15 protein-coding genes and 1 pseudogene are annotated in these 14,572 nt (G+C 42.8%); 10 read left to right on the plus strand and 6 right to left on the minus strand.

Features of this window, described 5'->3' with window-relative positions; genetic code table 11:
- Positions 1 to 110: 110 nt before the first annotated feature.
- The 9 genes and pseudogenes from V7L29_RS02535 to V7L29_RS02575 all read left to right on the plus strand — a co-directional run bounded on the left by V7L29_RS02535 (position 111) and on the right by V7L29_RS02575 (position 6,007).
- Positions 111 to 308: a hypothetical protein gene (locus tag V7L29_RS02535; protein ID WP_334734424.1), complete on the plus strand. Its 198-nt coding sequence runs from the start codon at positions 111 to 113 to the stop codon at positions 306 to 308.
- Between the two features lie 24 nt (positions 309 to 332).
- A pseudogene (locus V7L29_RS02540) lies at positions 333 to 773 on the plus strand (PCRF domain-containing protein); the annotation flags it as partial.
- Between the two features lie 236 nt (positions 774 to 1,009).
- Positions 1,010 to 1,231, plus strand: a complete 222-nt coding sequence (locus V7L29_RS02545) for a peptide chain release factor family protein (RefSeq protein ID WP_334734425.1) — start codon at positions 1,010 to 1,012, stop codon at positions 1,229 to 1,231.
- A gap of 226 nt (positions 1,232 to 1,457) precedes the next feature.
- Positions 1,458 to 2,580, plus strand: a protein-coding gene (gene prfB, locus V7L29_RS02550; protein WP_334734426.1) for a peptide chain release factor 2 whose coding sequence is annotated in 2 segments (ribosomal slippage) — positions 1,458 to 1,529 and positions 1,531 to 2,580 — 1,122 coding nt in all. Because the reading frame shifts where the segments join, the coding sequence is not laid out codon by codon here.
- Positions 2,581 to 2,996: 416 nt separating this feature from the next.
- Positions 2,997 to 3,152 carry a DUF3285 domain-containing protein gene (locus V7L29_RS02555; RefSeq protein WP_334691358.1) on the plus strand — a complete coding sequence of 52 codons (156 nt, stop codon included), beginning with the start codon at positions 2,997 to 2,999 and terminating at the stop codon, positions 3,150 to 3,152.
- 38 nt (positions 3,153 to 3,190) lie between these two features.
- A complete protein-coding gene (gene ybeY, locus V7L29_RS02560; protein WP_334691357.1) occupies positions 3,191 to 3,718 on the plus strand; it encodes an rRNA maturation RNase YbeY in 528 nt (175 codons plus the stop codon).
- A 153-nt stretch (positions 3,719 to 3,871) separates the two neighbouring features.
- The gene (locus V7L29_RS02565) at positions 3,872 to 4,327 is read left to right on the plus strand and encodes a diacylglycerol kinase family protein (protein WP_334691338.1); all 456 of its coding nucleotides are present in this window, start codon (positions 3,872 to 3,874) and stop codon (positions 4,325 to 4,327) included.
- Between the two features lie 309 nt (positions 4,328 to 4,636).
- Complete coding sequence (locus V7L29_RS02570) at positions 4,637 to 5,236, plus strand: anthranilate synthase component II (protein ID WP_334734427.1); 600 nt, start codon at positions 4,637 to 4,639, stop codon at positions 5,234 to 5,236.
- Positions 5,237 to 5,239: 3 nt separating this feature from the next.
- On the plus strand, positions 5,240 to 6,007 hold the full coding sequence (locus V7L29_RS02575) for an MBL fold metallo-hydrolase (protein ID WP_334691336.1): 768 nt from the start codon (positions 5,240 to 5,242) through the stop codon (positions 6,005 to 6,007).
- Positions 6,008 to 6,050: 43 nt separating this feature from the next.
- Here the strand turns inward: V7L29_RS02575 and V7L29_RS02580 are convergent, their stop codons facing one another.
- Positions 6,051 to 6,323, minus strand: a complete 273-nt coding sequence (locus V7L29_RS02580) for a hypothetical protein (protein ID WP_334734428.1) — start codon at positions 6,321 to 6,323, stop codon at positions 6,051 to 6,053.
- 301 nt (positions 6,324 to 6,624) lie between these two features.
- A complete protein-coding gene (locus V7L29_RS02585; protein ID WP_334691334.1) occupies positions 6,625 to 7,851 on the minus strand; it encodes an FG-GAP repeat domain-containing protein in 1,227 nt (408 codons plus the stop codon).
- A gap of 599 nt (positions 7,852 to 8,450) precedes the next feature.
- Between V7L29_RS02585 and V7L29_RS02590 the strand changes: the two genes are divergently transcribed.
- On the plus strand, positions 8,451 to 9,761 hold the full coding sequence (locus tag V7L29_RS02590) for an aminopeptidase P N-terminal domain-containing protein (RefSeq protein ID WP_334734429.1): 1,311 nt from the start codon (positions 8,451 to 8,453) through the stop codon (positions 9,759 to 9,761).
- Between the two features lie 30 nt (positions 9,762 to 9,791).
- On the opposite strand, the gene V7L29_RS02595 is transcribed toward V7L29_RS02590, so the two are convergent.
- The 4 genes from V7L29_RS02595 to ftsH2 form a co-directional block, all read right to left on the minus strand.
- Entirely contained in the window at positions 9,792 to 10,403 is a 612-nt protein-coding gene (locus V7L29_RS02595) for a hypothetical protein (protein WP_334734430.1), read from the minus strand.
- A gap of 124 nt (positions 10,404 to 10,527) precedes the next feature.
- A complete protein-coding gene (locus V7L29_RS02600) occupies positions 10,528 to 11,073 on the minus strand; it encodes a hypothetical protein (RefSeq protein WP_334691330.1) in 546 nt (181 codons plus the stop codon).
- A 312-nt stretch (positions 11,074 to 11,385) separates the two neighbouring features.
- Positions 11,386 to 12,378 carry a cyclase family protein gene (locus V7L29_RS02605; RefSeq protein WP_334734431.1) on the minus strand — a complete coding sequence of 331 codons (993 nt, stop codon included), beginning with the start codon at positions 12,376 to 12,378 and terminating at the stop codon, positions 11,386 to 11,388.
- A gap of 176 nt (positions 12,379 to 12,554) precedes the next feature.
- Positions 12,555 to 14,441, minus strand: a complete 1,887-nt coding sequence (gene ftsH2 / locus V7L29_RS02610) for an ATP-dependent zinc metalloprotease FtsH2 (protein WP_334734432.1) — start codon at positions 14,439 to 14,441, stop codon at positions 12,555 to 12,557.
- Between the last annotated feature and the right edge of the window lie 131 nt (positions 14,442 to 14,572).

Below are 14,572 nucleotides of genomic sequence, written 5' to 3' on the forward strand. Positions count from 1 at the left end.
TCAGCCTCAAGTGAGCAAAACTATGCTCGAACTGTTAAACATCAAAAGTGAAGTAGAAAAGTTGTCGAATATCCTGGGGAAGGCTGAAAATTGTATTTGACCTCCAATATTTGACTGCAAGAATTAAATATTTAGATCAAGTAATTGTTCAAGCAAATTTTTGGAATAATCCAACCCCTGCTTATCAGACACTTCAAGAAATTGAATACTTCATATTTTACAAGCATCAGCAATATCAGCGCTGGTGTTCGATTCTAGAAGATATCAAAGCTGCACTGGAATTGTTGGAATTATCAGCTGATGAGTAATTACTACTAGAGGCGCAAACCAACCTTACCCAACTCCAACAAGAACTTGAAACAGCAAAAATACGACAGTTATTGTCCGACCCCTGCGACACAAAGGGAGCATTCTTAGCAATTACGGCTGAGGTTGATGGTGTAGATGCTCAATACTGGGCATATATGTTGCTACAAATGTACTGTCGTTGGGCAAAAAGTCACAATTACCAATTGCATCTAGTAGAGATTTCTGAGGGGAATGAGGTCGGAATTAAGTATGCAACCTTAGAAATTAGAGCATGTTGTGCATACGGCTACCTCAAATCAGAAACAGGCACACATCAACTACAGCAGATATCGCCCTTCGATGTTACTAACAGCTTGCGGACGAGTTTAGCTAGTGTGGAAGTTATCCCAATATTGAGTGAGTCCGTTAAGTGGCAATACGCTTGGGTTAAGGCTAAAACTCTTTCTTCAAGTCAATTTTTTTAACGAACCGCCTTCTCTACGAGAGGCTTGCGCCAACGCGCAGCGTCTCGCAGAGAAGGACGCAAAGAGAAGGAAGAAATTCTTAACCCAAGCGTATTGCGTTAAGTGGGAATTGCACAGAAGGATTTAGAAATTACTTGGCGTCGCCATCGGGGGAATGTTAACCGCCCAGAAACATGGGTACAGGTGGTTCACATTCCGACTGGGATTAGTGTATTTTGCGACCAAGAGCCAGTCGAATGCAAAACAAAGAGAAAGCTTTAGCTATTCTCAAGAGTAAACTGTTGACGATGTCTACGACGGGCGTAGCTGCGGCACTAGCCCAAGGTGTCCAGCTTGACGAAATTCAACCTCGGTTGATAAAATTACTATCCAGCAAACTCATCCGTAAATATATCTTCCATCCTTACACCGAGGTGAAAGATTTACGTACCAATGTAGAAACACCTGCTACGACATGAGGTCTTAAACGGTAAAATTGATTTGTTTATCAAAGCCTATCTGCAACAGCCAAATCAAACCACTTCAGTGACAAAAGAAGCGCTTGATAATTTCAAGTAATTTTTGTAACTTATCCAAGTAGTGCAAAGAGAATTTGCCCAACTACAGCTAAAATTAAGAAAGATAAAGATAATAAAGAGCAATTTCCCAGTCTAAAGCGCTCTATCTATCATTACAGCAAGCACTATGGAAGTCTTAGAACTCAAACGCGAAATCGAAACGTTGTCTGGCCGCCTGGGTAAAACCCAGCACTATCTTTGACGTACCTGCACTGACAGCCAAAATTCAAGACCTCGAAAAAATATCTGCTCAACCAGAATTTTGGAATGACCAAACCCAAGCCCAACAAACGCTGCAAGAACTCAACGACTTAAAAGCCCACCTCCAGCAATACGATCAGTGGCAAGCCAGTCTAGAAGATACTAAGGCAGTTGTTGAGTTATTAGAGTTGGAAACCGATGAGGCACTACTCGAAGAAGCGGAATCTACCATCACTAAACTCAATCGTGACCTGGATCAGTGGGAGTTACAACAGTTACTTTCTGGCCCCTATGATGCTGAAGGTGCTGTACTGACGATTAATGCTGGTGCTGGTGGCACAGATGCTCAAGACTGGGCATTTATGCTGATGCGAATGTACACCCGTTGGGCCGAAGCTCACGGCTATAAGGTAACTTTAGCTGAAGAGTCGGAGGGTGATGAAGCAGGAATTAAATCGGCAACCCTAGAAATTACTGGTCGCTATGCCTATGGTTACTTGCGATCGGAGATGGGTACACATCGCTTAGTGCGGATTTCACCTTTTAATGCCAATGGCAAGCGACAAACCAGTTTTGCAGGGGTGGAAGTGATGCCGCAGATAGATAACTCTGTGCAGTTAGATATTCCAGACAAGGATTTGGAAATCACCACAACTCGCTCTGGTGGGAAAGGTGGGCAGAACGTCAACAAAGTAGAAACTGCAGTGCGGATTGTTCACCTTCCCACTGGTCTTGCGGTTCGTTGTACAGAAGAACGATCGCAACTGCAAAATAAAGAGAAAGCCCTAAATCGCCTCAAAGCAAAGCTGTTGGTCATAGCCAAGGAGCAACGTGCCCAAGAAATTGCTGAAATTCGTGGTGATATGGTGGAAGCCTCCTGGGGAAACCAAATCCGAAACTATGTGTTTCACCCTTACCAGATGGTGAAAGATTTGCGTACAAATACAGAAACAACCGGGATTGGCGATGTGATGAATGGTGAACTTGATACATTCATCCAAGCTTATCTGCGCCAAGAAAATAAACTAGTAGAAAACACTCCCGCATAATTGGGGATTAGCAATAGGTACTAGATAAGTTTTTTACTATTATTTAGTACCTATAATTTATTTTCTCGTATTTGAGATGAGCGCGTAGGCGTAGCCCGTCGTAGACATCGCATACATTGGTGTCAATTTAACGTGAAAGCCAGTCTAGAACCAGCTTTTAAAGAAGTCTCTGACTTCTTAATATTTAATAGGGGGCTGCCGCCTCAAGACTAGCGGCACCGCAAGAGGGGCATTTCTAGCCAGAGGCTAGAAAGAAGGTTTAAAAAGGGTTTTACTTGAAATTGACACCAATGGGTCGCATAGCACCCCATATCATTGGTGCTTTTTCACAGAAATCCCTTAGCAATATACAGGCGATCGCAATTCTATGCCAGACCAACTGTTACAGTTATAAAAGAGTCTGTGGACAAATAACTATGAGCAACTCTCCTTCAACAGAACCTCAACCTAGCTACGTAAAACTCGCCATGCGAAACATGGTGCGGAAGGGGGGAACTTCCCTGAAGCATTTTGCGTTGACTGCCGTAGGGCTTTTAGCTGTGCTTATTGGTCTTGCTTACCTAACTCATTAATGACAAACCGTAACCTCAGACTAGGAGAGTGTGTGCCCCTGAGCGTTGAACTATATGTGGAGGAGTATTTTTACGATTTGTCCCCGACAACATCTGTAAAAATTGAGGACACTGATCCCCGAATTCCTTCTGAAACTTGGGAAAATTGGTTTAATCGCTGGTTAGAAATACTTCACCCTCATATTCCGCCAGCGCCAAGTTATGAAATCGGGCTGCGTTTGACAGATGACTCGCAAATTCAAGAACTGAATGCCCAGTATCGACAACAAAATAAGCCCACAGACGTTTTAGCCTTTGCTGCTTTGGAGGTAGATTTTCCTCAAAGTGAAGAAATGCTTGCCTCTGTACCATTATACTTAGGTGATATTATTGTGTCTGTAGATACAGCACAATTCCAAGCTCAACAGCAAGAACATAGCTTACCAACTGAGCTAGCCTGGTTAGCTGCTCACGGGTTATTGCACCTGTTGGGTTGGGATCATCCTGATGAAGAAAGTTTGGGGCGAATGTTAGAACAGCAAGTGAGATTGCTGAACGCAATAGGTATTGCTGTTAACATTGAATAGCAGCAATTTATGTATTCTTTAATATTAATTTTGGGTAATACTCTTATAATACCTCTGTGGAAAATTGCCTAAAGATTGCTTCAAAGTTAATTGCGCCATTAAGATTAGCAAATATTCCCACTGTAGTAACTCTGTTCTTCTGTTTTTAAGTCTATGTCCCAAAAAATTTCTCCATCACCAACGCCCACCTCGTTACAAACACTGGTATCTAATGAACGGGAATTCTCCTGGAAAGTAGCCTCTAATTTATTTGTTAGTTTTAAATATGCCTGGGCTGGAATCAGCTATAGTTTTCAAACTCAACGGAATTTTCGCATCCACGTAAGTGTTTGTGCAATGGCGATCGCTTTAAGCGTTTTTTTGCATCTGCAAGCGGTAGAAATAGCGGTAATTGGTATAACTAGTGGTTTAGTTTTGGCATTAGAGTTACTGAATACAGCGATCGAGTCTCTTGTGGACTTAACCGTTAAGCAGACATACCATGATTTGGCAAAAATTGCTAAAGATTGTGCGGCTGGTGCAGTCCTTGTCTCTGCTTTGGTAGCGGTGCTGGTAGCTGGTACGCTCTTGCTCCCGCCTCTAGTAAAGTTAATTATATCGGCTTTGTAGATGTGATTTGCGTAGGCGAGCATTTACCGCAGGCATCGCCAAGTGAGTCGGTAACACTATCACGCTCTGTCTAATCCCCTTTGGAGAACACATTATCAGCAATTTTAAATTTAAGTAATGCGATTGTGCCAAGCATCCTAGCTAAAGAGTTACTTGATAATCTTTAGGAAGTGGCTTGTCGTAGAGTAGCCGCTTCATAATCTACGCGTCCACGTCAACGTTATTTTTACACCTACCGAACAAATAGCATGAGATATTTGTCTATGCTTTTTGGAACTGATGAGTGGTAAAAACCAGGAGTGATGAGCTTTGATTATAGTTATCGACAATTACGACAGTTTTACATATAATTTGGTGCAGTATCTAGGAGAATTGGCAGCACAATTCCCAGTTGCAGATGATATTAAAGTTTTTCGTAACGACAAAATATCCATAGATGAGATTCAGGCATTAAAGCCGGAAGCTGTGGTTATTTCTCCTGGGCCTGGTCGCCCGGAAGATGCTGGCATTTCTTTAGAATTGATTAAACAGCTAGGTCAAGAATTGCCAATTTTGGGTGTCTGTTTGGGACATCAAAGCATTGGTCAAGTATTCGGTGGTAAAATAATTTCTGCTCCAGAGTTGATGCATGGCAAAACCTCTCAGGTGTCTCACACTGGGGTGGGGGTTTTCCGGGGATTAGAAAATCCTCTAACCGCCACCAGGTATCATAGTTTGGTAATCGAACGTGAGACTTGCCCAGATGTGTTAGAAATCACCGCTTGGGTTGAAGATAACACCATTATGGGAGTGCGACACCGGAACTATCCTCACATTCAGGGCGTCCAGTTTCACCCAGAAAGTGTCCTGACATCTTCAGGAAAACAGTTATTACAAAATTTTCTCCAACAGTTGCATTCGAGAACATAATTAATGAAACGACGACAGTTGATGGGCTATGCTGGGGCGGGGTTGGTCACAGCTTTAGTTACTACCTTGGGTTCTGAATCTCAAGCTGACGCACAATCTAGCGGTTTATCAGTTCAGTGGTTAGGTCATACTTGCTTTCTTTTTACTGGTAGCGGTGCAAAAATTCTTGTCAATCCATTTCGGGCGATCGGCTGTACTGCTGGATATCGTCCACCAAAAGTTGCAGCAGATTTGGTACTGATTAGCAGCCAACTACTGGATGAAGGTGCTGTGGACGTACTACCGGGAAATGCAAAACTCATCTACGAACCAGGAGTTTACGAGTTCAAAGGCATTAAGTTCCAAGGAATTGCCATAGACCATGATCGTAAAGGTGGTAGGCAGTTTGGCTCAAATACTGCTTGGAGTTGGAAGCAGGGCGGAATTAATATCCTACACTTAGGGGGAGCTGCTGCACCCATTTCCATTGAGCAAAAAATCCTCCTGGGGCGTCCCGATGTGGCATTCATTCCTGTGGGAGGCAGTGCAAAAGCCTACAATGCTGAGGAAGCAAAGCAGGCGGTTCAAGTGTTAAATCCCAAGCTGATTATTCCCACTCATTACCGGACACAGGCGGCTGATGCTGCTTCGTGTGATATTTCGCCACTTGATAATTTTCTCACCTTGATGCAAGGTATAACAGTACGGCGTAGCAACACAGATACTATTTCCATTAATCCTAAAGATTTGCCGGAAAATAGCGTGATTCAGGTTTTGAGTTACAAGTTTTGAGGAGCAAGGGATGAGGGAGAATAATCAATGACTGTGAACAAACTCATGTCCCATTTGCCAGAGTGCTGTAGTCCAAAGAGCTATCTGCAAAGATAAATTTCTCAAAGCCTGTCGTAGACAAGCTAATGGTGTTTCCATTGCTGTTGAAACTGAAAGAAGCAGAATTAACGGTATTGCCAGAAATAACACCAGATACCAGCAGTTGGGAGCGATTGAAAGCGCTCAGATCCAGAGTATCAAAACCTTTCTTGCCATTAACACTTGCTCCCCCGAACCCTTTGAAGTAGTCATCTTCAGTGCCGAGAGAAATGGTCAATCCGCCACCGATAGAGACTTTCTGTTCAACTCCACCTATGATACTGGAGTCCCTAACTCTGCCGATTTTAAATTTTGGGTTGCACCTCTGATGCACTGGAAGCCCAACTTGGATTTTGGATTGAAGGAAAAATCGGCATTGCTGAATTCAGGTAAGAAAATAATTGATTTTGCGTGATTTCTAAACCTTTGTAGAGACGTTGCAATGCAACGTCTCTACAGCAAGATTCATATATCTAATCAGCAATGCCGAAAAATCTAAAATCCGAAATCCAAAATTGAATGACTCCTGTTTCTAGCTTTTAGACCGTATACCACTCTGGGGTAAGCTTATCTGCATCACTGATGGGAGTCTCAACCGCTGTCGTCTCATTTATAGTCCAAATCTTGTCTGCACCTGCTGTCTGATCACGCCAGTAGATGTCGGTCTTACCATCGCCGTTGAAGTCGCCAAGGGATGGTGTCAAAGCCGCGTTATTAGTCGGTAAGAAAGCTTCAGTAGCAACTGATGTGCCATCCATCAACCAAGCAGTGTTCTCACCAGTTGTGCCATTGTGCCAGAAGATGTCGGTCTTGCCATCACCGTTGAAATCGCCAATTTTAGAAGTCCAGGCTGGGTCAAGTGTCTTTAGAGCACCCTCTGTGACTAAAATACCATTCATCGTCCAAACCTTGTTTTCACCTGTTTGAACGTTTCTCCACAGAATGTCAGTGCTTAAATCACCGTTGAAATCGCCAACGGTTGGAGTCCAGGCTGGGTCTTGTGATTGCAGCGCAAATTCACTCTTTTGCGTACCATCCATAAACCAAGCGGTGTTAGCGCCGGTTGTCGGATTGCGCCAGAAGATATCACTCTTGCCATTACCGTCGAAATCAACAATGGTAGGAGTTAGTGCTGGGTCTGTTTTATCTAAAACAGTTGCATTCAGAACTGTTGTACCATCCATCTCCCAAATAGCGTTCTCACCGGTTGTATTGTTATGCCAGAAGATATCAGTTTTGCGATCGCCATTAAAATCGCCAATTTGAGGAGTCCACGCTGGGTCAACGCTAGTTAGAGAAGCGGAATTAGCAACTTTGGTTCCATCCATCAGCACAATGGCATTTTCACCAGTTGTCTTATTGCGTAATAAGAAGTCGGTTTTGCCATCACCATTAAAGTCAGCAATTTTGTAATCATAAGCGGATAGGTCGAATTTACCTAAAGAACCCTGTTCGAGAACTTTTGTCCCATCCATCAGGCGAACGGTGATCTCACCAGTTTGAGTATTGACCCAAAGTTTGTCCGTTTTGCCATCACCGTTAAAGTCAGGAACAATCGCCGCACTGGTTAAGTAAGGGTTAGGATTGGGATTTGCTGACAACAGCCCAGATTTTTGTGCTTGTGAAGAACTCCTGATCCCAAAAACTGAATCAGAATTTAGAGTATTTATCTTATCAAAAGAGGATACCAAGATTTGTGATTTTCGGAAGGAATCTGATGTCCATTGGTTTATAGGCAAGCTTAAGGAGTTTTTACTTCCAAACATGGTGTGTTTTTATGACTGGTTGTCATATTCTTTTAACTTTTTTTGGCAATCTCTTTCTGTAATCAAATAACATTTATTAGCTTTTCAATATTTCTTTATAACTATTTTTTATTGACTCATGTCATTCTTTAAAGACAAATATCTCTTGATGTTAAACGATTATTATGAAAATTTCAAGTTCCATACAAGCAATTGTAAAATATTTTTTGTATTTTATGTATATGATGATTTACAGATAAAACTGATTATTTTATCTACTTGTTTTGACATTTTAAATATTTGGCTAAAACATACACTGATATGTAAATGACTAACAGTTACATCAAATAGTGGTTACATACTAATATATAAAAATCTTACAATGAGGAATTATTACACCTAAAATTTGCAGAGTCAGGAGCGCATCTAAATAGTTATTTTGTTTCAGAAGTATTTACTGCTATTGATATAATTGATTATTCACCAATAATTTATGACTTGAGTTGAAACAAATATTGGCTAGAATAACTTAGATTAGCAACTACCGAGAAGCATCAACTGTGCATCCGCTAGTTGCCAAAAGTGTAAAATAACACAATAAGTTAATACATACATCAGCTATGCAAGCAGAATATCGGCAGCGTCGCGAACAGTTAATGGCAAAAATTGGTAATGGCACTGCTATTTTTCGGAGTGCGCCAATGGCAGTGATGCACAACGATGTCGAGTATGTTTATCGCCAAGACAGTGATTTCTTCTACCTGACTGGTTTTAACGAACCACAGGCAGTTGCAGTGTTAGCGCCGCATCATTCAGAACATCGGTTTGTGCTGTTTGTCCAACCGAAGGATCGTGAAAAGGAAGTATGGACTGGTTATCTTTGTGGGGTAGATGCAGCCAAGGAAATTTATGGTGCTGATGAAGCGTACCCGATTAGCGAGTTAGATGAAAAGTTACCGCAGTATTTGGAAAAAGCCGATCGCATTTACTATCACTTAGGACGCGATCGCAATTTTAATGACAAAATCCTGGGACATTACCAAAGTTTACTGCGAACTTATTCTAAACGTGGTACAGGACCGATTGCCATTGAAGATACTGGCCCTGTTCTCAACAGCATGAGATTGATCAAAAGCGAAGCTGAGTTGGAATTAATGCGTCAAGCAGCTGCGATCGCAACTGTTGCACACAATTACGCCCAAGAAATCGCTGCACCGGGACGTTATGAGTATGAAATTCAGGGGGAGATGGAACGAATCTTTCGAGTGCGGGGTGGGTTAGGTCCGGCTTATCCTTCGATTGTGGCTTCTGGCGTGAATGCTTGCGTACTACACTACATTGAGAATAATCGTCAAATGCAGGATGGAGAATTACTGCTAATTGATGCCGGTTGTGCCTATGGCTATTACAACTCTGATATTACCCGGACATTTCCTGTGGGGGGTAAATTTACAGCAGAACAAAAGACATTGTATGAGATTGTCTTGGAGGCGCAAAAACAAGCGATCGCCCAAGTGCAACCAGGTAATCCTTTCAAATTAGTTCACGATACAGCTGTACGGGTCCTTACGGAAGGTTTAGTCGAACTTGGCATCCTCAAAGGTGAAATTGATAAGTTAATTGAAGAAGAGAAATATAAGCCATATTATATGCATCGCACCAGTCATTGGTTAGGTCTGGATGTCCATGATGTGGGTGTTTACCAGCACGGTGAAGATAAACCGCAGATTTTGCAACCAGGTCAAATTTTGACAGTAGAACCGGGACTATATATTGTGCCAGATACCAAACTAGCAGAAGACCAACCAGAGACTGATCCTCGATGGGTTGGCATTGGTATTCGGATTGAGGATGATGTGTTAGTTACACCTGGGGGACATGAGGTGTTAACTGCGGGAGTTCCCAAGGCAGTAGATGAAGTGGAAAGATAAAAAATGGGGATGGTACGAACCATTCCCAAACTAAAATTGCGGACAAGCCATCAGAGTCGTTGTCAGAATTCCTAAGATTTTGTCTATTTCTTTAATAAAGTAATCGTTCTTATCGATAAAGATGGTATTGTTACAAAGTTTGAGAAATTTCCAATCTGTTCCTGTTGTGACTACACCATAAATTTCATTAATAATATTTCCTTGTTGCTGATTAAACAATTGAGATGCAATCATTGTGGCAATACATTGTCCTAAACCAGATTTAATACTCTCATTTTTAGCTTCTACAATAGTTACAACAGGGCTGGTAATATCGTATTGTTCTGGTGAACAACTGAGAATAAAATCACAGCGTCCTTCTAATCCTTTAGAAGCATCTACATTAAACTCTGAACCAGAAAACACGCTAATTTGGGATTTAAAAAAACGTTTAACTTCAATTAAAACAGGCATAATAACCAGTTCAGACCGAGCTTTTTCTGTATTTATTGCTGTTACCAATGGTAGATGCTCAGAGAAAATCAAATTTAGATATTCACTAGGAGAAACTGCCTGTACATCCCCAAATAAATCTTGATTTTCAACAAAGATTAATTTAAAGTCGGTTTTTACTTTGCTAAGATTAAAGGCGCTGTACGGCATTGTATTACCCCTCAATCACGCTTAACTGCATAGTATTATCTAAGGAGTAAAGTGCAGCAATGCCTACGGCGGCAAGCTACGCAAATTGTGGAAGCTCAGGAAGTGAGTTTGATAATATCTCAGCTCAAGAACAACCCTCAACATATTCGACTTCCGGCAATTTACCTGACCGAAACTGAGTGACACGCTTACCGTCAGTCTCGAATACCACACGATAGTTCTGGTTAGCACTGTCTTTCGGGATAAATGTCAAGTAGTGTCCGCCTTGGACGTATTTATGAGGTGTGACTTTAATTTGTCCTGGGTAGAGAGACTTAATTTGCGCTTCGGTGTCGCCAATTTTTGCACCTTTGAGGGTAGTAATCTGGGTATTTTGCCGCACATCTACTCTAGATATGCGACCTTTTGTAACCATGAACAAAAGATTTTTGGGTTCGTTTTGTGGCTTAACGTAGTAGCAACTGTTATTCGGTGAATCGCCAATTAGCTTAGTACCAGCAGCTTTTGCCGCTTGGGAGACACTCATGCCAACTCGAACTTGACCGACACCATTGATGAATAATTTCGATTGATTTGTCAGTTTTGTCTGTGCTATGACTGTTCCAACAGTCACAGATGAAAGAGCAAGAGTTACGGTAGTAAGAATTAATAGTTTAGCTTTGCTATTCATTTACTGCAAATAAAAATGGGTACATGTTTATATACAATAGCCATGTTGCCAGTTTCAGATTTTTATCGGAAATCAAAGGGTTTAAAAGACAGCATTAAATAAAGTAGTTTAATTGGTAGTTGCGTCACCGATAGCGTTCGCCTTGGTCTTGTAGAGAAGCTCTCTTCGAGTCTTGTCTGCAACACGCTGTTCGCATTCGAGCGTTGCAGACATCGTACATCAAAAGCAGTCAGCTTTCAAGCGATCGCTAATCATTCAAATGTTCGCGTTCAGCGTCTCGTAAAGAGGAAGCAATAACTGAATTGCTTCATCTTACCGTACCCGTACACCCAATTTTGTATCCCAGTGCAGGGGTTTATCTGCTTTTTGCAGGGGAGATTCCGGAATTTGACCTACTGATACGCCGTATTTCCAATCTGGCGGACAGATAGCAATGTAACGTGCATAACCTCCCAAACCACCTTTGAATTTGGGATACCCAATAGTGATCAATGCGCCTGTTTCTGGCACCTGATCTAGATTTGCAACACCCTCTGCTTGGGTATATCCATTTTTTAACAGCCAAGCTTCTCCTTCAAATGTTGGGGTGCTGTCTGTATCGAGGGGTTCGTGTCCGTGGAAAAGAATTTTGCGCTCAAGGTGCAGAAACTGCAAAGCTTCTAGCTTTACCCCAGGAAACTTAGTTCTTGTAGCTAGTTCGGGGTTTGGCCATTCTTTAGACCAGTCAGAGCGAACAAACACAATTGAGCCTTGTGGAATCCTACCATGCTGACGTTCCCAATCCTGAATATCTTTGACACTTAGGTGGTAATTGGGGTCTTTGGCGACTTTACCCTGGATCGAAATTACTACTAGAGGTCGAACAGCAAAGGTGGCTGGCAACTCATCGATAGCTGGATAGTTAGGATTCCAGTGAGCAGGTGGATCTAGTTGGGTTCCTAGCTGATCGGTGGATAAATCGTAATGAGTTGCTTCAAATCCATCCTTTTGGTAAGTGTATGGCTCACTCGTTTTTGGGTTGATGGTAGGCGCAAACTTGGATGGACCAAAACCTGACCATACAGGAATTGTCGGAGCGATCGCATGAGTCAAGTCAACATATTTTGCTGACTTGAGTGAGTGCTGATAAACTTGCCACAGTGAAGGCTTACGTAATGGTTGTACTGCGTTCACAGATACAAAACCAGCACTAAACAAAACTATTAAACAAACAATTCCCCAGAAAGTTTTTTGAAATGGTTGACGCAAAAATCTATCTAGTTCCTGCTTCAGATGTGAATAGTTACATTGCGGCAGTATTGTCATTTGTTTAAGCTTATTGCTTTTGAAGGCTCTAATTGTTTTACCACAAATTGCTACATAATGATTTTTTGCCTAAAATTTACGGTAGAGCTAAAAAATGAGGATGCCACATAGCATCCTCATTCGATTTTGTGCTTCTTTGCTGATTTCCAGGTATTAGCCCAGAAAACAGTCAACTATTAGAGTTGTGGCACGTACTGCTGCTTCTCAGGAACTTCAGCGTACTCAGCCACAATCTGGCGGAATTCTTCGCCGTCAATGGTTTCTTTTTCGATGAGCAAATCGACTAAGCGATCGGTGACAGTGCGATTGTCACGCACAATCTTCTTCGCATTTTCATAGCATTCTTCCACGATCGCCCGGACTTGTCCATCAATGCGAGAGGCGATAGATTCGGAATACTCAGATCGGGTTGTCCAGTCACGACCCAAGAACACTTCTCCTTGCTGGCTTTCCAAGGATAACGGCCCTAAGTCGGACATCCCGAAACGGGTTACCATCTGCCGTGCCATTCCCGACAACTGTTGTAAGTCTCCACCTGCACCAGTTGTGATTTCAGCAGGGCCGAAAATCACCTCTTCAGCGGCGCGACCACCCAAAGCACCAGTAATCCTGGCTCTCAACTGAGAACGAGAAATTAATCCCTGTTCTTCGTCGGGAGTAAACCAAGTTAAACCCTGTGCTTGTCCCCGTGGAATCAGGGTGACTTTCTGTACTGGGTCATGGTCTTTTAACAAAGTCCCGACTAAGGCGTGTCCAATTTCGTGGTAGGCAATTAAACGTTTGCTCTTGCTGTCCACCAAGGGAGTACCTTCCATCCCAGCGACTACCCGATCCACAGCATCATCAATTTCGCGGAGGGTGATCGCTTCTTTGCGTCTTCTAGCGGTGAGAATTGCCGCTTCATTGAGTAAGTTGGCTAAGTCAGCACCAGTGAATCCAGGAGTACGACGAGCGATCGCATCCAAAGATACGCTAGTGTCTAGTTTCTTGTTTCGCGCATGGACTTGCAAGATTTCCAAACGCCCTTTGATATCAGGTGCATCGACTGTTACTTGTCGGTCAAACCGACCGGGACGCAACAAGGCTGAGTCTAGTACGTCGGGACGGTTGGTGGCAGCAATAATAATGATGCCTGTATTACCTTCAAACCCATCCATTTCGGTGAGCAATTGGTTGAGGGTTTGCTCTCTCTCGTCGTTACCGCCACCGATACCAGCACCCCGTTGGCGTCCAACGGCGTCGATTTCATCGATAAAGATAATACAAGGGGCATTATCTTTGGCTTTCTTGAACAAATCGCGGACGCGGGATGCACCTACGCCAACGAACATTTCCACGAATTCCGAACCGGAAATGCTGAAGAAAGGTACGCCTGCTTCACCAGCGATCGCTTTTGCTAGTAAAGTTTTACCAGTTCCAGGAGGCCCAACTAACAATACTCCCTTGGGAATCCGTGCGCCTACAGCAGTAAATCTTTCTGGCTGTTTGAGGAAGGTGACGACTTCTTGCAGTTCTTCCTTAGCTTCTTCGATCCCGGCTACGTCGTCAAATTTGACCCCAGTTTTTGCCTCCATTTGGAAACGCGCTTTGGATTTGCCGAAGTTCATCGCTTGACCTGGCCCACCAGGGAGGTTGCTAGAACGCCGGAACAAAAAGAACAGCCCAGTAATCAATAAAACTGGAAACAGGAGATTGCCCAACAATCCCCAAATTGCACCATCATTCCGCATGGGGTGAGCATCAAAACTAATGGCTTTTTCTTTGAGCTTGCTGATTAACTCAGGAGCGTTAACAGGCAAATCTACCCGCCACCTTTGGACACGATTTTCGATGTCTGGATCGCGGGCTTCTATAATTGCTGTTCTACCGCCTTCGTACAGATCCACACTGCTGACGCGATCGCCGTCCAAGTATTCTAGAAAGCGACCATAAGTCATACGGGTGTTGGCTGTATTCTTACTCATGTCGGCAGGAGCACCTGCAAAAGTCCCTTGCCAGAAGAAAAAGCCAATTACCAGAGCCGGTAATGTCCAGAGTGCTAGGACTTTCCAAGAGAATTTCATGTTAATTTGCCTCTAGATACCTATACAATTCATCAGCCTTAGCAACCAAATGTTCATCACTCTGCCACTTTAAGCTGTTAAACGGATGTTTATAAATCCATTTTGTTTAATTTGATCTCTTACATGCACTG

Origin of the sequence: Nostoc sp., from assembly GCF_036916575.1 — a bacterium.
In the GTDB taxonomy this organism is placed as follows: Bacteria; Cyanobacteriota; Cyanobacteriia; order Cyanobacteriales; family Nostocaceae; genus Nostoc.

Excerpts from the sequence above, each read along its gene's own strand:
- V7L29_RS02600 (WP_334691330.1), bottom strand. The coding sequence starts at position 11,073 with ATGAATAGCAAAGCTAAACTATTAATTCTTACTACCGTAACTCTTGCT.
- V7L29_RS02545 (WP_334734425.1), top strand. The coding sequence starts at position 1,010 with ATGCAAAACAAAGAGAAAGCTTTAGCTATTCTCAAGAGTAAACTGTTG.
- V7L29_RS02585 (WP_334691334.1), bottom strand. The coding sequence starts at position 7,851 with ATGTTTGGAAGTAAAAACTCCTTAAGCTTGCCTATAAACCAATGGACA.
- V7L29_RS02590 (WP_334734429.1), top strand. The coding sequence starts at position 8,451 with ATGCAAGCAGAATATCGGCAGCGTCGCGAACAGTTAATGGCAAAAATT.
- ftsH2 (WP_334734432.1), bottom strand. The coding sequence starts at position 14,441 with ATGAAATTCTCTTGGAAAGTCCTAGCACTCTGGACATTACCGGCTCTG.
- V7L29_RS02595 (WP_334734430.1), bottom strand. The coding sequence starts at position 10,403 with ATGCCGTACAGCGCCTTTAATCTTAGCAAAGTAAAAACCGACTTTAAA.
- V7L29_RS02555 (WP_334691358.1), top strand. The coding sequence starts at position 2,997 with ATGAGCAACTCTCCTTCAACAGAACCTCAACCTAGCTACGTAAAACTC.
- V7L29_RS02605 (WP_334734431.1), bottom strand. The coding sequence starts at position 12,378 with ATGACAATACTGCCGCAATGTAACTATTCACATCTGAAGCAGGAACTA.
- V7L29_RS02565 (WP_334691338.1), top strand. The coding sequence starts at position 3,872 with ATGTCCCAAAAAATTTCTCCATCACCAACGCCCACCTCGTTACAAACA.
- V7L29_RS02575 (WP_334691336.1), top strand. The coding sequence starts at position 5,240 with ATGAAACGACGACAGTTGATGGGCTATGCTGGGGCGGGGTTGGTCACA.